We start from the raw sequence: 24,894 nt of genomic DNA on the forward strand, positions 1-24,894 counted from the left end.
ATTGTTGAACTAAAATCTCACGGCTTCACTTCATTCAATCCGTGGGTAATCGATTAAAAGGTATTTTACAATATTTAATACTCTACGTATAAAAATCGCACTTTTGCTAGACCAGTCATTAGTATGCTGTGTTATGTCGTAATTTTTAGCAAACAGTATAAAGCCTAGATATCCCGTTATCTGCGAATTACTAGCTTTACATTACATATTATGCTGTTTGATGAATCTGCGATTATTTTCGTTGTCAATTCTTGCTGAAAAGCTATTGGTTAATTTATTGCTGCACAATAACCATCAGCAATCAGCAGTTGCGGATATCGAAATCTAAACAGCCAATTAATCAAACCAGGCCCATAGACACCTATTTTTTTGTTAGTATTCAAAAAAACCTATTGACACATTTGTCAGATCAATTGTTTGTTGTTTGTAAGTAAATGTCAACAATTGTTTCAAAAGGAAGAAAGCACCTGAGGTTTAATGACTGATTATTTCCAAGGAAATTTCCCATTGCAATCTGTCCCACTGACGAAGAGTGCGGTAATAAGCCACGGCGAAACCGAAGAGGCGAGCGAAAAATTAGCTGCAACGATCGCGATTGCGGCATCAGACCGCAAAGCAGGTGAGATTTTATTGCTCAAAGTAGCAGAGGTATCTTATCTAGCTGATTACTTTGTGATGATGACTGGCTATTCTAAGGTACAGGTCAGGGCGATCGCTCAAGCAATTGAAGGAAAAGTCGAAACTGAGTTGCAACGGCGTCCCTTAAGGACAGAAGGAAAAGTCGAGGGAAGTTGGGTACTACAAGACTACGGTGATGTGATCGTTCACATCATGATGCCCAAAGAACGGGAGTTTTATAATTTAGAAGCGTTCTGGATTCATGCAGAGCGTATTTCCCTTCCAGAATCTGATGAGGGTGAGGGTAAGCCAACATGATTAAGTCTTCGGTTTCAAACTGCCCAGTTCCTACAGACCAACAACCACTCAATGAATACGAAGAGTTAAAAACTTCCTGGCTGTTTCGTGATACTACTTTAGATTGGCGCGAGTATATCACGAAACTTGTTTGGATTTGGGGTTTATCTTGGCTTTTTGCTGGGCCGATAGCTGCGGCAAGTTTTCCCCCTCACAAGTATATTGCACATTTTCTTCTGTGCGGTGCAGCTGGAGCAAGTGTTGGGTTAGTGCTGATACTGGTAAGGTTGTACTTAGGCTGGTTCTACGTGTGCGATCGCCTTTGTAGTCCCACAGTATTTTATGAAGAGTCCGGCTGGTACGACGGTCAAACTTGGACAAAGCCACAGGAAGTCCTCAACCGCGATCGCTTAATTGTTGCATACGAAATCAAACCCATTTTGCGACGGTTACAATTTACCTTTGCTGGCTTGGCGGGAATGTACGTTATTGGTACTATAGGTTGGCATTTGTTTTAAAGAATTATTGGTCATTGGTCATTAGTCTTTAGCTAAAGACTAATGACCAATGACCAATGACTAATTAATTAAAAAAGGTAATAAATATAAACCCATGACAATGGGAAAACGAACTCAAGCCACAGCACTGGAAGTCCGGTTGCTGCGGGAAGGTATTATTGAATCCAGGCATATAGTCCAAGCTGTTGTCTGCGACGAACGAGGACGGGTTCTAACCGTTGCTGGAAATTCTGAAACTGCTGCATTTATCCGTTCAGCCCTCAAACCATTTCAGGCACTGGCTGTCACCACAACAGGTACACTGGAACGCTATCAACTCAGCGATCGCGACTTAGCAATTATCACAAGTTCCCATAAAGGAAGAATAGATCAAGTCCGACAGGTATTTAACATCCTTTGGCGGGCGGATCTTGACCCAACTATACTCCAGTGTCCAATTCCTGAAGGCAAACACAGTCCTTTGGAATACAATTGCTCTGGAAAACATGCGGGAATGTTAGCTGTTTGTCAGCAACGCCATTGGCCCTTGAATAATTACTTGGATCGCAAGCACCCAATACAGCAGTTAATTTTGGGCAAAGTAGCAGAGTTGCTGCGAATGCCAGCAGCAGAATTTATCAGCGCTCATGACGACTGTGGCGCACCAACTTATCTGATGCAACTCGGTCACATGGCATCTTTATATGCACTGTTGGCCTCTAGTACCAACTTGGATATGGAGCGCATCGTCCGTGCCATGACTCATCACCCCGCAATGGTAGCAGGAGATGGAGAATTTGATACGGAACTGATGCGCTTAACTCCAGGAGAACTAGTCAGTAAAACTGGTGCCGAAGGAGTGCAGTGCATTGGTAGACTCGGTGAAGGCTTGGGATTGGCAATCAAAGTCATGGATGGGGCAAAACGGGCAAAATATGCCGTTGCTATTCACTTACTCCAGCAAATGGGGTGGATTAGTCCCAGCGCCGCCGAAAGCCTCTCAGAAAAGTTTGTCACCTTGGGAAAATACAAGCGTTTAGAAGTAATTGGAGAATTATCATTTTTGTAGTTGCCAAACTCTTGACTATAGGTTATAGTATAGAAGTTAAGAGCGACGCGGGATAGAGCAGCCTGGTAGCTCGTCGGGCTCATAACCCGAAGGTCAGTGGTTCAAATCCACTTCCCGCCACCAAATAAAATGTAAAACAAAACCCTACAATCAGTAAAGATTGAGGGGTTTTGTTTTATTTTGATCTATTCTGGAAGAAATAGCCATCTAAAAGGCGCGGAGAATCATGGTTGTGAAGTTGCAGCGACCAATTTTAGTGGGAGGATTGGGACTTTCCTTTTCTCTGTGGATGTTGGACAGTTGGCACGATTCTATAGTGCAGGTGGGTGAGTTTGGTTTGTTAAGTGCTTTAGCTGTAGGTGGTGGTTTGTGGTTATTCCAGCAAAATCGCCCCAAAGACAGTTTAAAGCAGCTAGATAGTATGGTGGTTGATCGAGCGACTGTGGAAAGTGCGATCGCTAAAACTGAAACTGTAATTAACCAACTAGCACAAGAAGCAGAAAACCATCCAGCCTTAGAGATACTCAGAGAACAAGTTGCCCAATTGTTGCTGGAATTAGACAGACAACAAATTAAAGTAGCTGTGACTGGCGGAAAATCCGTGGGTAAAAGCACTTTAATTCAACTGCTACAAAATCTAGAGACACAAAATTTCGTGTCTCTAGAAGAGACAGCACCTTTGTTTAAAGAAGTGGGTGAAAATTCAGATGCGGCTATTTTGGCAGAAGTAGCAAAATCTGATTTTGTTCTATTTCTGACAAACGGTGATTTAACAGACTCAGAATTTCAAACCTTACAGCAGCTAAAGGCAGCAAATCAGCCTAATATGCTGGTTTTCAACAAACAAGACCAGTATTTAACCGATGAAAGCGCCAACATCCTGCTGTCATTGAAACAGCGGATGCAGGGAAATGTAGTTGCAACTGCGGCCTCTCCCATTGCCATCAAAGTCCGAAAACATGAGGCTGATGGTTCTGTGCAAGAGTGGATGGAACAACCAGCAGCTGATATCCAGCAGTTAACTCAGCAGTTGGGTGAAGTTTTAGCACAGCAAAGACAACGGCTAGTTTGGGTAACTACCATGAGGAAAGCCGGATTGTTGAAAGCTGAGGCGAAAAATTGGCTGAATGGAACCAGAGGCGATCGCGCCACCCCAATTATTGAACAATATCAGTGGATAGCTGCTGCTGCTGCCTTTGCTAATCCAGTACCAGCCTTTGATATTCTGGCAACTGCGGCAATTAATGCTCAAATGGTAATGGATTTGGGTAATCTCTATCAGCAAAAATTTTCCCTAGAACAAGCACAAACCGTAGCTGGAACAATGGGAAGTTTAATGCTGAAATTGGGTTTAGTTGAACTTTCTACAAAGGCTATTAGTATTGTTCTGAAAAGTAATGCCCTTACCTTTGTTGCTGGTGGCGTAGTGCAGGGAGTAAGTGCGGCTTATCTGACTAGAGTCGCAGGGTTAAGTCTAGTTGAATATTTCCAACAGCAGGAAATAGCCATAGATTCTGGGACTGGTTTGAATTTGGAAAATTTGCGGCAAACATTGCAAAAGGTATTTCAGCAAAATCAGCAAATTGGTTTTTTGCAGGGGTTTGTTAAGCAAGGTGTGAAGCGTTTGTTGCCCGAAGTCCAACAAGTTGGAGTAGTTGGCATTCAGAAGGCAGTGGGATAATCTCATACACAGGATTACCGAATTTTGGATTTTGGATTTAATTATTCAAAATCCAAAAATTAAATTGGTTTCAAGCTCCCAATTTTCACCAGGGATCAAAAATAAATAAACATCTTTGTTTCAACAAAGATGGTTGATCCATGTATTTGAGCTAGAATCCAAAATTGGCTGAAACTTTCGTGGTACTGTAGTTAAACCTAAAATTTACCCAAGCCTAAAATAGGCTTGGGTGTATTTAAGAATATCGTGAGAGTTGCGAGTTACCTAAAAATTGTGAATAAGGATAATTAGCTAAACAGCACCACTGTTTCTATTAAACAGAATAGCTATAGTTTTGAAAATTAGCTTTAAATCGTACAATAAACTCCAATTTTTTTGATACTGCAAATCCAGACGAATTACATCTTCAAAACTACGGACTGTAGAACGTCCATTTACTTGCCATTCGCCAGTCATACCGGGTTTTACATCTAAACGTTGCCACTCTGGTACTTCATAGCGTTCCACTTCATCGGGTGTCGGTGGTCGAGTGCCTACTAAACTCATCTCTCCTTTGAGGACATTCCAAAATTGGGGTAATTCATCAAGACTAGTTCGCCGTAACAAGCGTCCTACCTTAGTAATTCTGGGATCATTCTCATTCTTGAAAAAAGCACCTTGCACTTGGTTTTTAACTTGGGATTTTTTTGCTTCCGCATCCACACACATAGAGCGGAATTTCCAAATCTTAAACCGCTTACCCATCCAGCCACAGCGGGTTTGACAAAAGAAAATAGGCCCGGGATCGTTAATTTGAATAGCGATCGCAATTGGAATAAATAAAATTCCTGTAATTAATAAACCAATCACTGACCCGACAATATCTAAGAATCGTTTCATCCAAGATGCCATAGAAGGGTGAGTAGTGGGTAACTGCTCTACTTTACGGGAAGTTGTCTTACGATTATCTAGTACATCATCTTGTTCTATTAACGGCCTATCTTCCACAAGCTCTAAAGGAAAAACCTGATCCAACCCTGTGAGTTTTAGGACTGCCATGACTTGAGGTGTTACATTTCGCAGTGTTAATGTAATATCCTGAGTCTGAGCGTATTTAAAATTACTTACCAGGGCACCTAAACCACTACTATCGATAAAAGTAGTTTGGTGAAAGTCAATGATGATTTGCTTGGGATGTGAATTGGGCTGGATTAAGCCTTGGCAGGTTTGCTTAAAGCCTAAAGCCTCTAGCACGCTCAACCGCGTCGGCACCTGCACTATAGCCGTGTCGTTAAGGGAATTAACTGGAAAATCGACCTCTGTCGGTTGGCTAGTCATGAAGCTCTGCACTTTCGTTGCCATGTATAATGTAATATGCCAAACATTACTTTGTCCTACAAGATTACTTAACCTAATATCGGAATTAGTGGTAATCAGGACTAACTGCTATTTACCGAGGCTGAGATTGGAGATCGCTAGCGACGATTCACAATAGAACAAGAAGCCAAAAAACATCCTTGCTGTTGTGCCGACGCAGCGCGATCGCGTTGCTCTCATCAAATGATTTCTAAAAATACGGTTACACCTACCGCACGCCTGATTGAGGTCTTTTCTGCCATTCAAGGGGAAGGACTGAATGTAGGGACACGTCAGATATTTATTCGTTTTGCTTTGTGTGATTTGCGCTGTCACTTTTGTGATAGTGCCCACACTTGGAATGCACCTACAACTTGTCGGATAGAGCGATCGCCTGGATTGCGCGACTTTGAAATCCACTCTAACCCCGTCCCATTACCCATATTAATCGAATGGGTGGAACAGCAAAATCTACCTTGTTTACACGATAGCATTAGCTTAACTGGCGGCGAACCACTTCTTCATGCCTCATTTCTAACGCAGTTTCTACCCCAAGTGCGAGCCATAACTGGTCTACCTATATACTTAGAAACCGGCGGACATCGCCCAGAACAACTAGCAATGATTATCCCATACTTAGACTCTGTAGGTATGGATTTAAAATTGCCCAGTGTTAGCGGCGAAAGTCATTGGCAAGAACATAGTAAATTTCTCCAGTTATGTTATGACTCATATTTAAATGTTTTTGTCAAGATAATTGTGTCTCAAAACACAGATCCCGCCGAGTTGGAACGTTCAGCTTCGTTGGTGGCAGAGGTTAGTCCAGATATCCCAGTATTTTTACAACCTGTCACGCCTTTGGCTGTATCAGAACAATTTTCTCCAGTACCTGTACTTGCGCCTTCCAGCGATCGAGTTTTGACGTGGCAAGCTTTGATGAAGGGGTTTGTCAAGCACGTGCGCGTGATCCCCCAAACGCATAAAATGCTGAACCAGTTGTAAAATTTGAGTTTGATAAAGATGTAGTCAAGAAAAAAGTAAGATTTTATGAAATCGTAATTGGGCTGTTGTCGCTAATTAGGGAGGCAGCAGCCTCCTTAGTATGCAGTCTAATTAGCTAAATCAAAAGACCACTAAGAGGTTTTATTACGTAAAATCTTCCTTCTCCAACTCAAAGAGAAACTTGAACTAAAGTTCAAGGTAGGGAGAGCTTCGTTAAAGCCACGTTGATTTAGGTGTTTCGGGGGGTGAGCAAATACCCACCCAACCTAATTTATGGTTGCTATAGTGCGCCCTCATCTGGAGTTTTCGATTTAGTTTTTGCCTTATTGGCACTGCGTTTGAGGGCAGAGAGTCTTGCTTCGTATCTCGACCGTTGGCGCTTACTAGGAGTATTATCAATCAGGGTTTTCAAGGCGCTACCGAGACTCTTATAGGCATTGGGAAGGCTATAACCAAAACGAGTTGCTAAAGCGATCGCTTTTTCATCAGCATTGAGCAATTCTCTTAGTTGCTTTTCCCCATTATTCTTTTGGTACAGTCGCCAGCCTGACACGCCACAAAGCGACAAAGCTAACACCAGCAGCAATCCATCTTGTACCCACAATTCCCCTACAGCACCACCTAAACCGATGGCTAGTGCTGCCATTTCCCAACCATCTTTAGGAATTGTGTCATTTTGAACGCGAGCAACCTCATGCCAGAACAGCAGATTACGCTGATCCATTGCGAGGGCATCCCATTTTACCAAATCAATTTGAATTTCTACCTGGTCTTTACCAATTTCTTCGGAGCGAACCAGGGGTGGATTGACCTCAGTTGTGCCTTCAACCGTGACCCAGCTTTGCAGTTCTGGTGGTAGTAAGGCTTTCAACCGCCGGAGTTCGCTCATTTCCGCTTTGGCAGAGGAGGTTGCATAGGATGTCATAATATCCAGCCCCAGAAAATTTCAGTATATAGTGAGGGTATCACTTTGGAGTATAGCTATTTAAGTAACGATCCGTCTCACTCACTAGGAAAACTTCCTCGCTTTTTTCGCGCTTCCATTGCTTTTTCTAGTAAATCTAACAATCCTGGGGCTTCTTCTTGGATACTGAGTAATAGTCTTTCCCCAAGTTCTATATTCCCCGGATCGAGACCTGTTGCCATCACTTCTTGCAGGCGAGGTATTGCTATGCCATCCACAATCTGAACTAATCCACTCAGACAACGGTGAAATTGTCTTTCTGTGAGAATTGAGTCTTCTAAAGGAAACTCAATAATGGCACGAATTTCACCATCGGATGGGTCGTACTCCCATTGCAACATTTTGGTTTCCCAAGAAATGGCAAGCATTGTCTGGAGGATAGCTGCCTTGTGAGGATGGTCTTGGATTCCTGCCAGAACTTGAGGCGCAAATACCCGAAAAAATTTTCCTTCTTCATCCAGTTGGACAACTATTAGGAAATCTTCTAAGTTATCAGCCTCCACACCTGTTATAATTCGGTCTTCTTCATCATCAAAACGGTAGTCCCAACCAAGGTTGTCTAAATAGTTAGCAATCTGTTTGAGGTTAGCTCCCATAAAAGCCTCAAGAACGTGGAGCAGTTGTTACCAGATCTAGTTTAACCTGCTAGGGTTAGTTGTTTGGGTTGGTGTGGATACTTCTAATCCCATAGAAATATGCAATTAGGGTATTGGGTATGGTCATGGGGCATTGAAGATAAGAAAAATAGACGATCGGTCGGCACTATGAATGATATTTTTTGAATGACTCTTGCTGATTATTAAAGAAACGATAATTACTATTTTTCAAACCTTAGCTAGTGAAGGATATAGCACTAACTCGCTTAAATTTTAATATTCTTTTATAGGTTGAATGAATATCTTGCTAGCTCAAGCATGGTACGAAGATTTTTAATTAAATTTGAAATTTTATGCAAAGTGTAAATAATTTATACATAGCATCTGAGGCTTTTAAAAATATAAGTAAAAACTTCAACTACTGCTTTTAAAAGTGAATAAATCTAGCACAGATGCAGATACAGTTTTATATTACAAGCAACAAATTGTTTTCACGGAATGATTGTAGTGAGCAATACATTTTTGATTGTCGAGTATCAATGAAGTTGATGCGTAAATCAGTATTAATTCTAGCGATCGCACCCCTAGTCTTTTTGATCGCTGCTTGTGGTGAAGAGTCAGCACAAACAGCAAATACAGCCAGTACTCCAGGCAGTACTCCAGCAGCGCCAGCAACTACGAAATCGCTGGGATAGTATTAAAAGCCGTGGTCAGTTAATTTGCGGTGTCAGCGGTGAAGTGCCAGGGTTTAGCTTTGTGGGAACTGATGGTAAATACAGCAGTATTGATGTAGATGTCTGTCGCGCGATCGCTAGGATTAAAACCAGGGTTAACAATGCGGCTGGTGATTTTTCCCCAAGCCTTGCGGGTAATTAATTCCACCATTGACGAGTCAATATCTTAATTTGACGAAAAATACCAGTTTAGCGATCGCGATCGGCTACCTCGATATTTATTTTGTCACCTCCACCACTTTTAACCAAACTGGGAGAGCCGTAGAAGTGATATTACTGATTATGCTCACCTATCTCACCCTGAGTTTGACCATCTCTATAGTTATGAATTTATTTAATCGCACTGTGCAAATTAAAGAGAGATGAGGGGAATGGAGGAGATGAGGAAGAGGAGGAAACTGTTGAGGCTGACATTTGAGCCTTTGAACTCGAAAGTTGAGCCTCTGAACTCGGAAGTTGAGCCTTTGAACTCGGAAGTTGAGCCTCTGAACTCGAAAGTTGAGCCTTTGAACTCGGAAGTTGAGCCTCTGAACTCGAAAGTTGAGCCTTTGAACTCGGAAGTTGAGCCTTTGAACTCGGAAGTTGAGCCTTTGAACTCGGAAGTTGAGCCTTTGAACTCGAAAGTTGAGCCTCTGAACTCGGAAGTTGCACCTTTAAGATTGAAATATGAGTTTTGACCAATAACTAATGACAAATGACAAATGACAAATTAACTTGGCTATGTAAAAACCTGTTCAGTACTTGGTACAACAGCTTATTAACTGTTGTCTGTTTAGTGTTACTGTTTTGGATACTGCGAGGAGTTATAACTTGGACAACTACTCAAGCACAATGGGCAGTAATTCAGGTTAATTTACGTTTATTTTTAGTTGGTAGATTTCCGCAAACGCTATATTGGCGAACTTGGATTGTGCTGGCGATCGCTTCGACTTTAGGTGCTATCAACTGGGGGTGTATTCTTTGGCAAGCAACAGTTAACAAAGCGTAGAATTGCTTTATTTGCTTTCATCATCGGTGTTTTGTGAGTTGTTTTACCACTAGACTTTACATCCCGCCTTTGGCTATTTAGTGCCGCATACATGGCTGAAAACGTGCGCGGTGGACTCCAATCAATTCCTCGTGGACAAATTGAAGCCGCAAAAGCACTAAACTAACAAACAGCATCCAATGTTACTAATACCCCTTACTCGTTTTTCCATTGCTCGCGAGGTGGTAAGGCGTCATGGTTAGATTGAAACGCACCCGCAGGAGCATAAATATCACTACTCAAAGCCTCTCCCGTCTCAGCGTCGATAATCGTTGTAATGGTAGCGCGATCAAAGTGACCGGCGCGGGGAATTGTAAAATCTGTTAATTCCGTAATCAATTCGTACACTAATCGATTGCTGGATATCTCTGGATTTTGGGACTCTACACCAACCACTTTTTTAGAGGTGGCTAAATATTCGCCAAAATGCACAAGTTTGATGGATTTAATCACAGCTTTTTTGTTGACCCAGGCAAGAATTTTAGCTTGTGGAATCAATTTGTCAGCAGTCAACGTACTGTTGTCTCTTAGCTTAATAGTAGTTGGTTTAGGAGTAGTTACAGGTTTAACTAGTTGTCTGGATGGTACGGGTTGAGCTTGTGTGTATCCCACAGGAATCAAAAGTGCTAACAAACCGCCAATTACAAATTTCTTCATGAAACCACTTGTAATCAATAAACTTTTTGTCCCACAACTTCACACCAAGCTTGAGCAAGAAATCCATCTGGGTGCTGACTCCATTGTCGCAAAGCATGGCTCATTGAAGTGTAAAGCATAAATATTCCCCTCCAGAAAATTAGCATTACTGACACCTTGGGTGAAAGCACTCTCAGCAGCTATCCGAATTTGAGACGCTTCTGTGTCAATACCTGTAAGCGTACCAGGGGCAATGACTTTTGCTAAACCCAAAGCGATCGCACCAGGGCCGCAACCACAATCTAGTAATTTCATCCCTAGACGTAAATAAGGCGTAAAAAAAGCAGCATGAGTATCTACGCTGCGATTTGCCATAAAATTCGTCGCATTGCTCGAATAACCTGGAGTATACTTTTCCGGCATAGCTTTGACTCCCTGCAATATCTGTACGAGTATCATCAGCAGGGAATTTTCAGATGTCCAATATATATTTAGATAAAATTGAAACTTATAAAATATCAAAAAAATGGAACTGCGACATCTGCGCTACTTTATTGCTGTAGCTGAAGAACTGCACTTCAGTAGAGCCGCCGAGCGACTGCACATTGCTCAACCGCCCTTAAGTCAGCAAATTCAGCAATTAGAGGCGCAATTGGGGGTAGAACTGTTTCAGCGCAAAACTAAGCGACAGGTACAGCTAACCGAAGCTGGGCAAGTTTTTTTGCAAGAAGCTTATCAACTTTTAGCTCAACTGGAAAAAGCAATTGAGTTGACTCAACGGACGGGAAGAGGTGAGAAGGGACAACTACGAATCGGGTTTACCAGTTTGGTAACTTATGATTTGCTTCCTGTGATTTTGCGGCGGTTCCGAGAACAGTTTCCAGAAGTAGAGTTAGTATTGCAGGAATTAACCACAACTCAGCAGGAACAAGCGCTACAGGAACGCCGCATCCATGTAGGCTTTGCCCATCCACCTTTAGAAGACAACACACTTAATCAAGAATGCATTCAGCAAGAAGCTTTAATTGTGGCCATGTTAAAAACTCATCCCTTAGCTGAACAAGAAAAGATTTCAGTGCGATCGCTAGTAAACGAAAACTTTATCATGTTCCCTCGCCATTTGGGGCCGGGACTGTACGACCAAATCGTGAGTCTTTGTCAGCAAGGAAATTTCAGTCCAAAAGTGACTCAAGAAGCGATTCAGATGCAGACGATTATCGGATTGGTTTCAGCGGGAATGGGGATTGCGATCGCACCGTCTTCATTGCAAAATCTTCAAAGAACTGGTGTAGTTTATCGAACTCTAGAAGAGAAAACACCACTAGTAGAAACAGCTATAGTGTGGCGGGAACAAGATATGACACCTGTACTAAGGGAATTTCTACAAGTTGTCATAAGTAGTTAACTAGCACCATAGTGATTTTATCTAAGTTGGTGGAAAATAGGGCGATCGCAGTCCTCATTTCTCCACAACAATTGCCTACCTTTATTGCCCAACCGATTAGTCAACAATATCTACCCTTGATCCACCCAAAGTTACAAAATTTGATGAATACTCTCTACAACCTGCTCAAGAAAATCAACTGTATCACCAACCATTGATTCGTCGATATACCAGCGATTACCTATGTTGAGGGTAGGATCTATATCTGCTTCATGAGCAATTTTGTTTCTGCGATCCACAATTAAAGTAAGTTGTTGCTTAATATCTTTAGGAGGTTTACCCATTTTGGTAGCAACCTCATCCCACAATTTTTTATCAGAAATTTGCCTAATTGCATCAGCTATTTTGTCAGGCTGCTGAAAGCTTTGATAACTTAGACGTTCTCGAATCTCATCTTCTAACCATGAAGTATTATTTAATCTATTTAAAATACTATTTGATATAGCTGGAATTAAACCAGAAATAGTATGAGACTGCTGTAAAAAGTTAGCTCCATAAACCTGCTGTATATCACTCTCTATCCAAGAGGCGATATCTATGGCTATTCTTCTATCCTCACGAGCGCTTCCTAAGGAAACTTGAAAACGAGAAAAGGCTGATTGAGTGGTATTAGCTGAAGACACTGGTTCAGCACGTTGTCCTCGATGAATTTCCAGCATACCCAACGTGACAACCTCATGGATATAATAATCCAAGGCACTAATAGTTAGCACTAGTGCAGCTCTTAAAATGTCTGAAAGATCCAGTGCAGCAGTAGCTTGAGCCTTAACGGAAGTATGAAGAGCAATCAGATCCCGAACACGCTCAATACTAATGCGAAATTGGTCAAGCGCTGACTGCATAAGTGGATGATAATGCAATAATTTTATCTGCTAAATCAGAAAAAGTTTCTCTAAATTCATTTTGCTTTCTTTGATTAGCTTCTAATATTACGCCTTTCTGGTTTAATTGTTCAGATGTTAGAGCATGAACTGGTGTACTGTGTACCACTGATAGAGCAATTAAGCTGTTAGAATAAGGAATTTTTGTCAGGGTAAAACTATCATTCATATCCTGCTCGGTATAGACTTGCTTTGGTAATAACAGATTATTTTGTTCTAGAACTGGTACTAATTTATGAGTAACTGTATTCTCTATTTTTTGTATCCATGTTTGAAATGCTGCTGTTTCTTTACCCCTAATAATTCTATAGTTTTGAACTATAGTTCCTAAAAATTTCAAGGTAAATTCTGGAAATGGATAAACAGCTTCCTTTAATATAGGGTTTGCACTTGCTATCCTTGCCCAAGCACACCACTTTGATAAAATTCTAGACAGAGAATCAATTGCCATCACAGAGATAAAATCAGCATTTGTAGGCACTAAGAAAAAGTCACTTGTCATCAGCAAATTCTGATTGATTGCTCCTAAACTTGGACTCATATCAATCAGAATATAGTCAGCATTAAATTTATTAGCAGTTTTTTCCAAGAGATCAGAAATAGCACCTGGCAAGTTTTTGAGTGTCTGAATTGATCCACTGACTTCCTGCGCGATACCTAATGTTACTTCGTATTCAGCAAAGCCTACATGACCAGGTAATAAAAATAAACCTTCTTGTCCTTCTATCGGAATACAATCTACAGCTTCAATAGCCCGTGGCTGTGACTCAAAAGCAGGAGCCAAGCCAGTTTTTATATTTGAATGTGTGTTGTAGATGTTTTCTATTCTTGCTTCGTCATCTTCAGTTTCTTCTTTTAGAGCTATTCCTGTTAGATTACATTGAGGATCAGTATCTACAAGGATAACTCTCTTACCCTTTGAAGCAAGCATCCAACCTAAGTTAAAAGTCGTTGTGGTCTTACTGACATCACCTTTATGATTGAACAAGGCAATTTTGTGAACCATCTTATTTTGCTTTTGATACTTCTGAAATCTTTTGAACACAGGTATCATTTCAGAACCTGTATGACTTAAATATAGCTTCTAAAAAGCTTACAGAATAGTAAGTTAATCGTGTTTTGAAGCAACTAGGAGAAATAGAGGAAGAAAAATGAACGATCGCTACAGTATGGTAATTCAATGGTCAGATGAGGATAATTGCTACTTAGTACACTTACCCGAATTCCCTTGGCAGCAATTCCACACTTATGGCAAGACTTATGAAGAAGCCGCTAAACATGGACATGAAGTGATTGAATCTCTGATTGAATGGTATGGAGAGCAAGAAAAACCTCTGCCAGAACCAATTACTTTTCCTCAGAAACCGTTAAAAGTGGCTTAAATATTTTTAGATGCTTTGCACAAGTAAGGCGATATGTCCGATGGGCTACGCCTACGCACCCTTACCCCAATCCCTCAAAATTAGCACTTTCCCCTTCCGACTCAACAGGCTCAAACTTCACCTTCTTGTATAAATCCTCTAGGGAAATCTCAAATGGTACAGTTACAAGTGCGATCGCTTCATCTTCTTCATCATATTCACGAAGCGTCCATTGCTTTTTCCCAGTTTTGGAAAATTGCTCTACATGAATCCGAGTTTGATTAATTAATAGATATTCTTGGAAAGTGGAAATAGTTCGGTAAGCCTGAAATTTATCCTCGCGATCGTAGTTTTTAGTAGATTTAGACAAAACCTCAACAATAACTTGGGGATTTGTAATAATATCTGTACGGTTGTTGAAAAATTCTGGTTCACAGGCTATTACTGTCACATCTGGATACGTGTAGATACGCTTTTGGTGTATCCACAGACGCATATCGCTATTAAACACTTCGTATTCTTGTTGTCTGAACGCGAAGTTTAACACAGCATAGAAATTACCAGCTATACGATTGTGATTTGCTGTTCCACCCGCCATAGAAATTATTTGCCCGTCAATGTATTCACTTTTGTAGTCAGCAGCTTCTTCTAGCTCTAAATATTCCTCTGGGGTATAGTATCGCTTTTCTGTTATTTGCATAGTTCTATCGGGTAGCAATGTTTAAGATACGGAGCGTCTACGCACTAAAGATATTTGACCCATGTTTACCGAACAGTTTAACGTGGTTGGATAGAGGTGTTATGTACTTTGTAAAAAGTGAACGTAGGCGCAGCTCGCCGTAGGCATCGCTATCTAAAATTCACAAAGTAACTGTTAGCTTCCTTTCCTACTGATAACCAGCTGCTTGTAACTTAAATAACTTGGCATAACGTCCTCGTACCTGTAATAATTCTTCGTGAGTTCCCTGTTCTATAACTTCCCCGTTTTCTATAACTACGATTTTGTCAGCCATCCGTACCGTTGAGAAGCGATGGGAAATCAAAAGTACCATCTGATTTTGAGTAATAGCGCGAAAATGATTGAAAATCTCAAACTCAGCTTGGGCATCTATTGCTGATGTTGGTTCATCTAACACCAAGATATCTGCTTGCGATCGCATAAAAGCACGAGATAAAGCAATTTTCTGCCATTGTCCCCCCGAAAGTTCCTGTCCTCCCTTAAACCAACGACCAAGTTGAGTTTGGAAGCTTTGGGGTAATTGGTCAATAAAAGATTGGGCCATGCCTTTTTCAGCAGCAATTTGCCAATAGGTTTTGTTTTCGAGATGTTCTACATCGCCCACGCCAATATTCTCCCCCACAGTGAACTGGTAGCGGACAAAGTTCTGAAAAATCACACCAATCCGACGACGCAACACATCCACATCCCATTCCTGCAAGTCCAAGCCATCTAAGAAAATTCGCCCAGAGTCCGGGGTGTAAAGTCGGGTAAGTAGTTTGATTAAAGTAGTCTTACCGGAACCGTTTTCACCGACAATTGCCAGTTTCTCTCTGGGTTTCAAGTGTAGCGAAATGTTTCTCAACGCTGGCTTAGAACTTCCTGGATAAGTAAATGATACGTTCTCAAAACGGATACCATCTTGGGAATTTAAACCAATGGTTGCTTTACCCCAAGATTTTGGTACTTCCTCTTCCAAAAAATCATAGAGATTTGATAGATATAGGTTGTCTTCATACATCCCTCCAATAGAAGTGAGGGCATTGGAGAAAGTAGACTGTCCTTGGCGAAACACAGTGAGATACATTGTCATATCTCCCAAGGAAATCTTACCTAGCACTGTTTCCAGGACAATCCAAGCATAAGCTAGGTAAAAAGCACCTGTACTGACTAAACCCAGGAGATACCCCCACAATCCTCGCCGCAGAGTCAAATCGCGGTCTTCACCATAGAGTTGTTCAAACAGGTTGCGGTAACGTTCTAGCAGCATCTCTCCCAGCTGGTAGAGTTTGACTTCTGTGACAAAATCTTCTCTTGCTAGCAGATTTTCTAAGTAGTTTTGTTGACGAGTTTCTGGCGCACGCCAACTAAACAAGCGAAAGCCTTCTCCAGCAAACTTTGTTTCCGCAATAAATACAGGCATAGCTGCCAAAACCAGTACCACCACCGCCCAAACTGAGAAATTTACTAGCAAAATCCCGTAGGTAATCAGGGAAAGGGCACTTTGCACCAATCCAAAGGTGCGATTTACTAAGGATAGGGGACGAACTGATGCTTCTCTGCGGGCATTGGTCAACTTGTCATAAAATTCTGAGTCTTCAAACTGCCTAAGATCCAGTGTCAGCGCCTTTTCTAAGATGAGTACATTCACTCGCTGACCCATTAGCGCCCGCAATAACGATTGACAAATGATGATTCCCCGTTGACCGCCTGCTAGTAAAATTACAGCGATCGCTTCTAATCCTACATAAAATAGAGACGGATAAATATTGACAAAACCATTATTTTGTGAGTTAACTTGAGATGCAAATACCACTGCATCAACAATTAACTTACTAATGTAGGATATAGCGGCCGGTAAAAGACCAGCTACTAAAGTTAAACTTGCCAGAAGAATAGTAAGCGATCGGCTGGTAGTCCATACCAAGGTTACAGCCCGTCCACTGTAGCGGAAAACCGTCAGTGATTGGCGTAGAATATTTCTTTTTTTTTAATCTTCATCTTTCTTTGCGCGAGATACCCCAGCTTGGGCCGATCTTCCTGACTTTATTTAATCTTTATTAATTTTACCAAAAAATAACTTAGAACTGAGGAGCCAGAATGACGGGTGTACGACTAAGTGGTGACTCTCATACTTAGGTTAATGGATATTCTGAATTCTGGATTCTGACTCTTGACTCCTGTTTATATTTTTATCCCCACAATCTCCGGCCTGCTTTTCCACTTAATTTTTGGTGAGTATCTTCCAATAAAGCTGGAATATTTAACTTTTCTGGACACCGAGGCAAACAGTCGCCGCATTCTGTACATCGGTTGCCTTTGATGCCAGGGAACCAGTGACCTGCATTTTCAAACATTCCATAACGATATTGACCATAATCTTTCATGTCGTATGCTACTGCAAGATTACGTAACCGCAATACCTCTGGAATATTGATATTTTCTGGACAGGGCAAACAAGCATAACATTGGCTACATTTACCAGTTTTTAAAGCAACTTTTTGGTGATTTTCTAACCTCTGGAAAACAGAATTTTCTGCTGATGTTAACTCTCCATCATCGTCAGCGATTTGCAAAGGTTCCTTTAATTCATCTGGGTTGGCTGGGCCTATACTCAAAGTAGTAATACGGTTATCGCTAAGTAAAAATCGATAACTTAATTCTAAGGGTGAATACGGAGAACAGAGGTCTTTTAAGGTTTGAGGTGGCGTATACAACTGTCCTCCCTTATCAGCAGGGGAAATAATGAAAATGCCCATATCCTTTTCGGCAGCTAGTTGAATTGCTGGTGCGTGCCGTTGAAAAAAATAGTAATAATGCAGATAGACAAATTCAAAAAAATCTGTATTGATTGCAGCCTGAATTAACTCTAATGAGCCGTGGGTGGAAAAACCAACGTGTCGGACTCGTCCATCAGCAACAGCTTCTTCTACAGCTTGCATACAGCCATTTTTGGCTTGTACCCACTCCAAATGTTGCCAAGTGTTCAAGCCATGAATGCCTAAGCAATCTAAATAATCTAGCTGTAATCGTTCTAGGGATTCGTCGATGCACCGACGCATAGAGTCAGCATCTGCTATGGCTGGAATTTTGGTAGTGATGTAAAGCTTCGTTCGGGGTACTGACAACCCAGCTTTTAGCATCCTACCAAGAAACTCCTCGCTTTTGCCGTAACCTCTAGCAGTTTCTAGATGATTAATTCCTAACGCTAAGGCTTGTTCGATGGTCTGGTGAGCATTTTCAAAAGAAGCCAGGTAGCGCATTGTTCCCAAGGAAAAAACCGAGAGGTGTAAATTCGTTTTTCCAAAGCGTCGGTATTGCATCTTTAAAAAGAGTTAGGAGTTGAACCAATTAACTTATAACTCCTAACTCCTAACTTTTTTAACTGTCGCCATTACCAAAGCGCTTGATCAAATCTTCAGGACGGAGATTGGAAATAAATTCCCGGAAGGCTTGCTGTTCGGCTTCATCTGCATCTCGATCAACAGGGATGGAAGCATCGGCAATCACTTCTTCCATTACCCAGATGGGGGTATTTGTACGTAGGGCAATGGCGATCGCATCGCTAGGACGCGCGTCAATTTCCTTTTTGACCTCGCCTTGCTGGACAATTAAAGCTGCATAAAATGTATCCTTTTGCAGGGAATGAATGATCACCTTTTCTAGAGTCATATTCCAAGTCTCTAGAAGATTCACAATCAGGTCGTGGGTTAAGGGTCTGGGAGGCTTCTGATTCTCCAGTGCGCCCATAATTGCCCTAGCCTGTTCCTGACCGATGTAAATTGGCAAAGCCCGCCGATCTGAAGAATCTTTCAAAAGAACGATCGGACTGCGGGTTATGGCATCTAATGCTATGCCAGCAACTTTCATTTCAATCATTGCCTAAGCCTCTACAATGCTTTGAGAGCCTTGGATGCTGTGTAACAAATAGTACCCCTTTTTAGGCGGTTTGGCGAGAGTAATAAACATAAGCATTTGTTCTCTATAATTGCTTCTATTAAACTCCGAACTTGTGGTGAAAACCAGAGTAAGTCAAATTGGTCTTCTTAGACAATAACCTTCTTACCCAAGTATGCCCTGTGAAGGATGCTAATGTGTTAATATTCCTATGCGAAAAAAAGTCAGAAAATATACTTGGATGTTCGAGATTTATGTGACAATTACCAATTGATTCCAGGCAAAATTAGGCAATAAATAGAGTTAGTTTGACAAAAAAGCCGTGTTTACAGGATTAATCCAAGCATTAGGAACGATGGAACCCTTAGGGGGCGATTCTTGGCAAATTACTTGTGTAAGCCAGTCGGGTGAAGTAATTATGCAAGATTTGGCTTATGGTGACAGTGTTGCTGTAGATGGTGTTTGCCTGACAGTGGAACAAGTTTTAAAAGACGGGTTTATTGTCACTGCTTCACCAGAAACTCTACGCCGCACCACTCTAGGAGGTGAGCAAACGCAACAGAGATATGTCAATTTAGAAGCGTCGCTAAAGGTAGGCAGCAAAGTTGGCGGTCATTTTGTGATGGGTCATGTAGACGGCATCGGTCGATTGCTAGTGGCAGAACAAACGGCTAATTCTTGGGAAATGACCTTTATTGCATCCGAAGCGATCGCACGGTATATTGTCCCCAAAGGTAGCATTGCCGTCAATGGCATCAGCCTCACAGTCGCCGCTTATGAGCCAGAACTCTCCCAATTCAAAGTAGCGGTAATTCCCCTCACATACAGCGAGACAAATATTCGCTATTTGGTTGCTGGGAGTTTGGTAAATCTAGAAGGGGATATCCTCGGCAAATACGTCGAAAAATTCCTTTATTCTGGCAACCCACACGCTACACCCTCTGATAACAATAGTATAGATGGCATTACACCCGCATTCTTAGCAGAACACGGGTATTTGTAATTAAAAAAGTTAGGAGTTAGGAGTTAGGAGTTTTAAATTCATAACTCTTCACTCCTCACTCCTAACTTTCTTTTAACTGCCTGGTTGCTGGCTTACCTGAGCGGTCTGTAAGCCTCGCACTAACTGGCTGAGGCCACTTTGTAATTCCACGCCTGGGTCACTAGCAACCCACCCATCTTGTGTCAGGTGACGAACTTCAAAGTGCAAGTGAGGGCCTGTGGAATTCCCGGTGCTGCCAACTAGACCAATGACAGTTCCAGGTTGTACCCTCTGACCGGGTTGAACAAGAATTTCTGACATGTGACCGTAGAGAGTTTGTTCAGCAGATTTGTGATTTAGGATAACGGTTAAACCATAACCACCCACCCAGTTAGCAGTTTCCACTTGACCCGCAGCAGCTGCCAAAACTGGTGTTCCTGTAGGCGCACCCAAGTCTGTACCAGCATGGAAGCGTTGATTACCTGTGATTGGATGAATTCGCCAACCAAACAAAGAAGTAATGGGAGCGGGAATAGATAGTGGATACATCATTCCTGTACCACTATAGGCGACTCTCCCCATGTAGGGAATTTGCGGCAATACTGATGCCAGTGAGAAGTCGTAAGCTACCTTGCTGGGGCGGGGTGCAATGTTACCATCTGCCATTGGTGGCGGTAAAGTCCCACCACTCGGTGTAATGGGAGCTGCACTCACTGTTGTTGGGCTGAACTCGCTGGGAGTCGGGATAAACCGATTCGGGCGAAATGCGCTCTTGGTGACGACACCGCTAGAACCACTTTCAGCAGCACGCCATCTACTGGTGTTGCCAGTAGTTGCAATCTGCCGCACGGGTGGAACTACTGGTAATTGGGCATTTTGACTTCTTCTGAGCCAATTAGGTGCTGGTTTACCATTAGAATTAGCTACACTCCTTTGGGGTACTTTGGCGCAAACGCCGCCTAATACACTTTGCCCTGATGGCAAAATGGCTCGACAACCACTGGAGCGTTCTGTAACAATTACAGAGTTTGGTGCTTGATAAGTAGCTGTTGCACCATTGTCATAACTATTAGGATCGATATAGGCGTTATTATAATCCTTGGTTTTCTCCGCCGTTGCACTGACAGGGCTGTTGGAGTTATTTGATGGTTGAGCAACTACTGGAAGTTTTTCAGGTGCATAGCGGGCAGGGGTATTGGGTTTTTCCTGTCTCACCCTTATAGGAGTAACCTGAGAGGTTTCTACTTTAGGCTTTGACTGTCTGATAATCACAACAGGTTCAGCAGTTTCGATTTTGGGTGTAGACTGCCTAACTGGCTCTTTTGATTGAGCAACCTCTGGCTTGCGTAATCTCTGTCTGAGTCTGGCTCGCCGTTGGGAAAATTCCGGTTGCGCTTGAGGGGCTTCCGGCGCAACAGCCTGTTTTTTAAAAGTTGAGGCTTTAACTGGATTTGTAACGGCTGTTGGCTGAGAACTTTCAACAGTGGGAACGATGTTGTCTATTTGTGCTTCCGTTTGGGCAAACACGAAGCCACCGCTAAGGAGGCTAACACTACTCAGCCAACAGAGGCTCTGAGCTGGTAGCGTCGAGGCAAAACGTTTTTTTGTTAGACCTTGCTGCCATAGGTAATGCAAACGATGATGGGCAGAATTATTGCGCTGCGTCATTTATTCTCTCAGTTGTGTGTAATTAGCAAGGAAGAGATGATGCTAGTGGTTTGTCTTGCCCAAAGAGCGAAATTTTGAACAAACCTCAAATTTAAACGGAAGATTTATGGTATCCCAAACTGATTGTACCGGGTTCAATATAAATTTCCGGTGTAATTAATTCCTTTGTATCATGTGTTTCTAAATCAACTCGTAAATTTCCTTGAGGAGTCACCCCAACTACTGTACCTGAAAGATTATTGACGTAGACTCGATCGCCGATGTTTGTAAGCAAGTCTAGATAGCGAGACAAGAGTATATTTACTCCTTCTTGGTCAAGGCACTCCATACCGGATTCTATTCCCAGCAAGACTCTAGAGGTTAACATTTCCAGACAAGAAATTGGTTTACTATCTTGGGAAGCTTGCCACGATTCCAGATTGATTCCAGATTCTGGTACTGGGTTTGTCCAATTAATACCAACACCAATTACTGCTTGGGTGATTTGTCCTTTGTTTACTTTGGTTTCTGTCAAAATGCCGCCTAGTTTGCGACCATTTAAAACTAAATCATTGGGCCATTTTATCCCAACATCTATACCGCATTGGCGCAATTGCGACGCAATTCCCCAAGCAGTCGCAAAAGTTAGCTGATAGCTGTCAGTAGCCTCTATTTTATGGTCGAAAGAAATCGCCACGGAAACATATAATCCCCCCGCCTGAGAAATCCACTGGCGTCCCCATTGTCCCCGCCCAGCAGATTGTTGAGTTGCAATTACTACTGTTCCTGAAATAGCACCTTGGTTGAGTAAGTTCCAGAGGGTTTGGTTGGTTGAGGAGACGCTTTCAAAAAAGTGAAGGGAAAATGGTAAATATGTATACTTACGCCCTGCTTGCAAGGCTGCTTCCAAATTTTGCAGATTAAATCCCACAGCAGTTAACCCAAATTCCGTTGTTCAAGTTAGCATTGATTGGCTGATGAGTGATTTCTCTTTAGGTTTGGTTGAAGATGCACACTTGGCACTGGCACAATTGGGAAGGACTGCCCTATCTAACTTGTAGTATTCTGGAACGTTGGCATCACGGCTTCTTTACGCAGCAGTTTTGGCCGCGATCGCCACAAGTTATCACAGAAGTATTGCAACCAGAGGCATCAGTCTATCGCTTAAAGCAGGTTCATGGCAATACTGTTCTCACCCCCCAAGAAGTTGAAAGCTTCTTAAGCTCTGTTGAGGACGATTTCGCATCGGCAGATGGTTTAATTAGCGAACAGCCTCTACAAGCGGTTTGGGTAGCTAGCGCAGATTGTACACCCGTGCTAATTGGGGATGTGCAAACTGGACGGGTGGCAGCATTACACGCAGGCTGGCGGGGGACTGCTAAAAAGATTGTGCCCTTGGCGATCGCTCGATTACAATCTCAAGGCAGCAAACTTGATGATTTACGCATTGCAATGGGCCCAGCGATCGCTGGTGAGGTTTACCAAGTCTCTATTGAGGTGGCTGCCGAAATCGGGGCTAGTATTATATCAGATAATGACGAAGAAAAAATTGTAACGGCATTGCATGAACTAGCAAATTCACCTTTGCAAGAAGATCCAAATCCTGGAAAGGTACGGCTGGATGTGCGGCGAGTGAATACCTTACAACTGGAAAATTTGGGGATTAGTGCAGAACAAATTGCGATCGCACCTTATTGTACTTTCCAAACTCCAGAGCATTTTTTTTCTTATCGTCGCGAAAAAGAGAAAAAAGTTCAATGGTCAGGAATTGTTAGCGGTAAAAGGTAAAACTGGTTTTAAACTTTAGCATTAATATAACCAAATAATTACTAATTCGTAATACTCGCCTTCGACGACAAGCAAGCTACGTAATTCGTAATTAAATGGTTATAGAGCAAGCATCGAAGTCTGTGATTCAGTGGTCAACAATCAATGGAGTGTATAGAGCAAGTACTGATTGCAACTACAAACTATGAATTATCAATTACGAATTATATTGACACCCGATTAAATGATTCAAATTTTATAATCTGTTTTTGACGAAGGGAACTAATTGCTAAAACTAAAATACTTACGGTGATTCCTAAAACGGCATAACTCGGTAGGGCGAAAATAGTTATTTTCATAAAGTATGGCAATTCCCCTGCTTTCACCTTCCAGTGCTTTGCTAGAGAGTGGATGAGCCAGCCATGAATAACTGCTGTTTGCATTGCAACACAGCAAACTCCTGCTAACCAAACAGACATTCTTTTCCTAGAGAATTTACAATGTCTGATCTGATACAGCAAATCATTTAGCAAAAAAACAGCAGCAGGTATTAACATCACAGAACTAGTGTCCTGTGAATAGTTGATGCTAATACTCAAGCAAGAAACTAATGCTATTTCTGCTAAATAGATTTTTTTTGACCAAGCTGTAAAAGATTGTTGTAGATACAAATACCAACCGACACAACTAACAAGTATCAGAACAATTATATTTGACAAAAGCTCGGCAAAGAATGGGTTATTAGGGAATAATCTTGGACCCACAACCATCAAATCGAGACGACTGATCGAAATATAAGGGTTAACTGATGGATCTTTTAGCCAGAGTGAGAATCCCTGAGTAGAATCTGACAGGAATTGTGTCAAAGAATTGCCCGTCAAAGCTAGACCTAAAAGTGCTAGAAAAGTGATTGTGACAACAGATACAAAAACTAGACAAAACCGTTTTTTAAGTAGAAAATACAAAATGAATAATGCAGCTAATGTTGGTTTACAAAGGGCAAGTCCCAAGCAAATTCCTGCTGGAATATCTTGATTTTTTCTAGCCAAGATAAACATCCATAAGATCAGAACTGCAATAAAAATAGCAATATTACCAACTTCCAAATCGCGAACTAAGCCATAAATCAAGGCAACTGAGATTGTACAAATAGTTCTCAAAGCTGGCGACTTTGACTCCAGCAGGATATTCGCTCCCCATAAGGCCAAACCGATTGCTAATATATGCATCACAATCGAGATTGTAAATGCAGTATTGATCGAAAAATAACCGAGAAACCAGACCAGAGGAATAATATTAGGTGGATAGACAAACGGTGGAATAAACCCACACACCTTAGTTAGGGTACAGAAACTTTGGTTAAAAATCTCGACATTAAAGGGACTCAAATGCTGATGAGCCAATTCACTCGCCACATAATACGACTTAAAATCCCATAAGGGTGGATGTGGTTGATTTAAGAAATAAACTAGCCAACCTGTATAACAGAGGAATCTTGTAACGACTAATACAACACCTGCTTGGACGATAAAGTTAACAATTGGTTTACGAAAAAATTTTATCAACTGTTGAATCACAGAAGATTTTAAGAATAAAGAATTTTTCCAGGCTACCTGTTCCTCATCTAATCGCCAATTCTTTTTAAGAACCCAAGCAACTAAAATTAGTATAATTAGGTTCCAAAAGCCAAAGCTAATCATCAGAATTATCTCAATAATTATTTTTGTGTTTTCTAAATAAT

The 24,894-nt window shown here is 41.7% G+C and carries 24 protein-coding genes, 1 tRNA gene and 3 pseudogenes; 14 read left to right on the forward strand and 14 right to left on the reverse strand.

Going from position 1 to position 24,894, the window contains the following annotated elements; genetic code table 11:
• The first annotated feature begins 477 nt into the window (after window positions 1-477).
• From rsfS to NLP_RS11000, 5 genes are all read left to right on the forward strand, one after another.
• Window positions 478-936: a ribosome silencing factor gene (rsfS, locus tag NLP_RS10980; protein WP_104906435.1), complete on the forward strand. Its 459-nt coding sequence runs from the start codon at window positions 478-480 to the stop codon at window positions 934-936.
• Window positions 933-1,433 (forward strand): CGLD27 family protein, encoded by a 501-nt coding sequence (locus NLP_RS10985; protein ID WP_104906436.1) that lies wholly within the window; start codon window positions 933-935, stop codon window positions 1,431-1,433. The genes rsfS and NLP_RS10985 overlap by 4 nt, the downstream gene beginning before the upstream one ends.
• A 94-nt stretch (window positions 1,434-1,527) precedes the next feature.
• On the forward strand, window positions 1,528-2,481 hold the full coding sequence (locus NLP_RS10990) for an asparaginase (RefSeq protein WP_104906437.1): 954 nt from the start codon (window positions 1,528-1,530) through the stop codon (window positions 2,479-2,481).
• Window positions 2,482-2,527: 46 nt separating this feature from the next.
• Window positions 2,528-2,604: transfer RNA gene (locus NLP_RS10995), tRNA-Met, on the forward strand.
• Between the two features lie 103 nt (window positions 2,605-2,707).
• Window positions 2,708-4,162: a YcjF family protein gene (locus tag NLP_RS11000; RefSeq protein WP_104906438.1), complete on the forward strand. Its 1,455-nt coding sequence runs from the start codon at window positions 2,708-2,710 to the stop codon at window positions 4,160-4,162.
• A gap of 291 nt (window positions 4,163-4,453) precedes the next feature.
• Here the strand turns inward: NLP_RS11000 and NLP_RS11005 are convergent, their stop codons facing one another.
• The gene (locus NLP_RS11005) at window positions 4,454-5,503 is read right to left on the reverse strand and encodes a sugar transferase (protein WP_104906439.1); all 1,050 of its coding nucleotides are present in this window, start codon (window positions 5,501-5,503) and stop codon (window positions 4,454-4,456) included.
• A 198-nt stretch (window positions 5,504-5,701) separates the two neighbouring features.
• Between NLP_RS11005 and NLP_RS11010 the strand changes: the two genes are divergently transcribed.
• Entirely contained in the window at window positions 5,702-6,499 is a 798-nt protein-coding gene (locus NLP_RS11010; RefSeq protein ID WP_104906440.1) for a 7-carboxy-7-deazaguanine synthase QueE, read from the forward strand.
• 280 nt (window positions 6,500-6,779) lie between these two features.
• On the opposite strand, the gene NLP_RS11015 is transcribed toward NLP_RS11010, so the two are convergent.
• Window positions 6,780-7,424 (reverse strand): DUF3318 domain-containing protein, encoded by a 645-nt coding sequence (locus NLP_RS11015; protein ID WP_104906441.1) that lies wholly within the window; start codon window positions 7,422-7,424, stop codon window positions 6,780-6,782.
• Between the two features lie 77 nt (window positions 7,425-7,501).
• The gene (locus NLP_RS11020; protein ID WP_104906442.1) at window positions 7,502-8,059 is read right to left on the reverse strand and encodes a hypothetical protein; all 558 of its coding nucleotides are present in this window, start codon (window positions 8,057-8,059) and stop codon (window positions 7,502-7,504) included.
• Between the two features lie 548 nt (window positions 8,060-8,607).
• On the opposite strand from NLP_RS11020, the pseudogene NLP_RS36035 reads away from it, so the two are divergent.
• The 4 genes and pseudogenes from NLP_RS36035 to NLP_RS11040 all read left to right on the forward strand — a co-directional run.
• A pseudogene (locus tag NLP_RS36035) lies at window positions 8,608-8,872 on the forward strand (amino acid ABC transporter substrate-binding protein); the annotation flags it as partial.
• Window positions 8,862-9,159, forward strand: a pseudogene (locus NLP_RS11030) (ABC transporter permease subunit); the annotation flags it as partial. The pseudogenes NLP_RS36035 and NLP_RS11030, both read left to right, overlap by 11 nt.
• Window positions 9,160-9,194: 35 nt before the next feature.
• Complete coding sequence (locus NLP_RS11035) at window positions 9,195-9,470, forward strand: hypothetical protein (RefSeq protein ID WP_158680337.1); 276 nt, start codon at window positions 9,195-9,197, stop codon at window positions 9,468-9,470.
• Between the two features lie 17 nt (window positions 9,471-9,487).
• A pseudogene (locus NLP_RS11040) lies at window positions 9,488-9,815 on the forward strand (amino acid ABC transporter permease); the annotation flags it as partial.
• 161 nt (window positions 9,816-9,976) lie between these two features.
• On the opposite strand, the gene NLP_RS11045 reads toward NLP_RS11040, so the two are convergent.
• Both NLP_RS11045 and NLP_RS11050 read right to left on the reverse strand, forming a co-directional pair.
• Complete coding sequence (locus NLP_RS11045) at window positions 9,977-10,477, reverse strand: hypothetical protein (RefSeq protein WP_104906443.1); 501 nt, start codon at window positions 10,475-10,477, stop codon at window positions 9,977-9,979.
• 39 nt (window positions 10,478-10,516) lie between these two features.
• Window positions 10,517-10,915, reverse strand: coding sequence for a class I SAM-dependent methyltransferase (locus NLP_RS11050; protein WP_104906444.1), 399 nt, complete (start codon window positions 10,913-10,915; stop codon window positions 10,517-10,519).
• A 67-nt stretch (window positions 10,916-10,982) separates the two neighbouring features.
• On the opposite strand from NLP_RS11050, the gene NLP_RS11055 reads away from it, so the two are divergent.
• On the forward strand, window positions 10,983-11,861 hold the full coding sequence (locus NLP_RS11055) for a LysR family transcriptional regulator (protein ID WP_104906445.1): 879 nt from the start codon (window positions 10,983-10,985) through the stop codon (window positions 11,859-11,861).
• A gap of 131 nt (window positions 11,862-11,992) precedes the next feature.
• On the opposite strand, the gene NLP_RS11060 is transcribed toward NLP_RS11055, so the two are convergent.
• The gene (locus NLP_RS11060) at window positions 11,993-12,742 is read right to left on the reverse strand and encodes a HEPN domain-containing protein (RefSeq protein WP_104906446.1); all 750 of its coding nucleotides are present in this window, start codon (window positions 12,740-12,742) and stop codon (window positions 11,993-11,995) included.
• Complete coding sequence (locus tag NLP_RS11065) at window positions 12,726-13,787, reverse strand: ParA family protein (protein ID WP_104906447.1); 1,062 nt, start codon at window positions 13,785-13,787, stop codon at window positions 12,726-12,728. The genes NLP_RS11060 and NLP_RS11065 overlap by 17 nt, the downstream gene beginning before the upstream one ends.
• Window positions 13,788-13,932: 145 nt before the next feature.
• Between NLP_RS11065 and NLP_RS11070 the strand changes: the two genes are divergently transcribed.
• Window positions 13,933-14,163 carry a type II toxin-antitoxin system HicB family antitoxin gene (locus tag NLP_RS11070; RefSeq protein ID WP_104906448.1) on the forward strand — a complete coding sequence of 77 codons (231 nt, stop codon included), beginning with the start codon at window positions 13,933-13,935 and terminating at the stop codon, window positions 14,161-14,163.
• Between the two features lie 61 nt (window positions 14,164-14,224).
• Here NLP_RS11070 and NLP_RS11075 read toward each other — a convergent pair whose 3' ends face one another.
• From NLP_RS11075 to NLP_RS11090, 4 genes are all read right to left on the reverse strand, one after another.
• Window positions 14,225-14,842 carry a Uma2 family endonuclease gene (locus tag NLP_RS11075; RefSeq protein WP_104906449.1) on the reverse strand — a complete coding sequence of 206 codons (618 nt, stop codon included), beginning with the start codon at window positions 14,840-14,842 and terminating at the stop codon, window positions 14,225-14,227.
• Window positions 14,843-15,029: 187 nt separating this feature from the next.
• Window positions 15,030-16,838: an ABC transporter ATP-binding protein gene (locus NLP_RS11080; RefSeq protein WP_104906450.1), complete on the reverse strand. Its 1,809-nt coding sequence runs from the start codon at window positions 16,836-16,838 to the stop codon at window positions 15,030-15,032.
• A 214-nt stretch (window positions 16,839-17,052) separates the two neighbouring features.
• Window positions 17,053-18,183 carry an aldo/keto reductase gene (locus tag NLP_RS11085; protein ID WP_104906451.1) on the reverse strand — a complete coding sequence of 377 codons (1,131 nt, stop codon included), beginning with the start codon at window positions 18,181-18,183 and terminating at the stop codon, window positions 17,053-17,055.
• Window positions 18,184-18,241: 58 nt separating this feature from the next.
• The gene (locus NLP_RS11090) at window positions 18,242-18,739 is read right to left on the reverse strand and encodes a bifunctional nuclease family protein (protein WP_012406891.1); all 498 of its coding nucleotides are present in this window, start codon (window positions 18,737-18,739) and stop codon (window positions 18,242-18,244) included.
• Between the two features lie 340 nt (window positions 18,740-19,079).
• On the opposite strand from NLP_RS11090, the gene NLP_RS11095 reads away from it, so the two are divergent.
• Window positions 19,080-19,760, forward strand: coding sequence for a riboflavin synthase (locus tag NLP_RS11095; protein ID WP_104906452.1), 681 nt, complete (start codon window positions 19,080-19,082; stop codon window positions 19,758-19,760).
• Between the two features lie 72 nt (window positions 19,761-19,832).
• On the opposite strand, the gene NLP_RS11100 is transcribed toward NLP_RS11095, so the two are convergent.
• Both NLP_RS11100 and NLP_RS11105 read right to left on the reverse strand, forming a co-directional pair.
• Window positions 19,833-21,407: a M23 family metallopeptidase gene (locus tag NLP_RS11100; RefSeq protein WP_104906453.1), complete on the reverse strand. Its 1,575-nt coding sequence runs from the start codon at window positions 21,405-21,407 to the stop codon at window positions 19,833-19,835.
• A gap of 91 nt (window positions 21,408-21,498) precedes the next feature.
• On the reverse strand, window positions 21,499-22,317 hold the full coding sequence (locus tag NLP_RS11105; RefSeq protein ID WP_104906454.1) for a biotin--[acetyl-CoA-carboxylase] ligase: 819 nt from the start codon (window positions 22,315-22,317) through the stop codon (window positions 21,499-21,501).
• Between the two features lie 77 nt (window positions 22,318-22,394).
• Between NLP_RS11105 and pgeF the strand changes: the two genes are divergently transcribed.
• Window positions 22,395-23,174, forward strand: coding sequence for a peptidoglycan editing factor PgeF (gene pgeF / locus NLP_RS11110; protein WP_104906455.1), 780 nt, complete (start codon window positions 22,395-22,397; stop codon window positions 23,172-23,174).
• Window positions 23,175-23,377: 203 nt separating this feature from the next.
• Here the strand turns inward: pgeF and NLP_RS11115 are convergent, their stop codons facing one another.
• Entirely contained in the window at window positions 23,378-24,853 is a 1,476-nt protein-coding gene (locus NLP_RS11115) for a glycosyltransferase family 87 protein (RefSeq protein ID WP_104906456.1), read from the reverse strand.
• Window positions 24,854-24,894: the final 41 nt, after the last annotated feature.

This window comes from Nostoc sp. 'Lobaria pulmonaria (5183) cyanobiont' (assembly GCF_002949795.1).
Lineage (GTDB): Bacteria > Cyanobacteriota > Cyanobacteriia > Cyanobacteriales > Nostocaceae > Nostoc.

Coding starts and splice junctions, on each gene's coding strand:
- rsfS (WP_104906435.1), top strand. CDS start 478: ATGACTGATTATTTCCAAGGAAATTTCCCATTGCAATCTGTCCCACTG.
- NLP_RS10985 (WP_104906436.1), top strand. CDS start 933: ATGATTAAGTCTTCGGTTTCAAACTGCCCAGTTCCTACAGACCAACAA.
- NLP_RS10990 (WP_104906437.1), top strand. CDS start 1,528: ATGACAATGGGAAAACGAACTCAAGCCACAGCACTGGAAGTCCGGTTG.
- NLP_RS11000 (WP_104906438.1), top strand. CDS start 2,708: ATGGTTGTGAAGTTGCAGCGACCAATTTTAGTGGGAGGATTGGGACTT.
- NLP_RS11005 (WP_104906439.1), bottom strand. CDS start 5,503: ATGGCAACGAAAGTGCAGAGCTTCATGACTAGCCAACCGACAGAGGTC.
- NLP_RS11010 (WP_104906440.1), top strand. CDS start 5,702: ATGATTTCTAAAAATACGGTTACACCTACCGCACGCCTGATTGAGGTC.
- NLP_RS11015 (WP_104906441.1), bottom strand. CDS start 7,424: ATGACATCCTATGCAACCTCCTCTGCCAAAGCGGAAATGAGCGAACTC.
- NLP_RS11020 (WP_104906442.1), bottom strand. CDS start 8,059: ATGGGAGCTAACCTCAAACAGATTGCTAACTATTTAGACAACCTTGGT.
- NLP_RS11045 (WP_104906443.1), bottom strand. CDS start 10,477: ATGAAGAAATTTGTAATTGGCGGTTTGTTAGCACTTTTGATTCCTGTG.
- NLP_RS11050 (WP_104906444.1), bottom strand. CDS start 10,915: ATGATACTCGTACAGATATTGCAGGGAGTCAAAGCTATGCCGGAAAAG.
- NLP_RS11055 (WP_104906445.1), top strand. CDS start 10,983: ATGGAACTGCGACATCTGCGCTACTTTATTGCTGTAGCTGAAGAACTG.
- NLP_RS11060 (WP_104906446.1), bottom strand. CDS start 12,742: ATGCAGTCAGCGCTTGACCAATTTCGCATTAGTATTGAGCGTGTTCGG.
- NLP_RS11065 (WP_104906447.1), bottom strand. CDS start 13,787: ATGGTTCACAAAATTGCCTTGTTCAATCATAAAGGTGATGTCAGTAAG.
- NLP_RS11070 (WP_104906448.1), top strand. CDS start 13,933: ATGAACGATCGCTACAGTATGGTAATTCAATGGTCAGATGAGGATAAT.
- NLP_RS11075 (WP_104906449.1), bottom strand. CDS start 14,842: ATGCAAATAACAGAAAAGCGATACTATACCCCAGAGGAATATTTAGAG.
- NLP_RS11085 (WP_104906451.1), bottom strand. CDS start 18,183: ATGCAATACCGACGCTTTGGAAAAACGAATTTACACCTCTCGGTTTTT.
- NLP_RS11090 (WP_012406891.1), bottom strand. CDS start 18,739: ATGATTGAAATGAAAGTTGCTGGCATAGCATTAGATGCCATAACCCGC.
- NLP_RS11100 (WP_104906453.1), bottom strand. CDS start 21,407: ATGACGCAGCGCAATAATTCTGCCCATCATCGTTTGCATTACCTATGG.
- pgeF (WP_104906455.1), top strand. CDS start 22,395: ATGCACACTTGGCACTGGCACAATTGGGAAGGACTGCCCTATCTAACT.
- NLP_RS11115 (WP_104906456.1), bottom strand. CDS start 24,853: ATGATTAGCTTTGGCTTTTGGAACCTAATTATACTAATTTTAGTTGCT.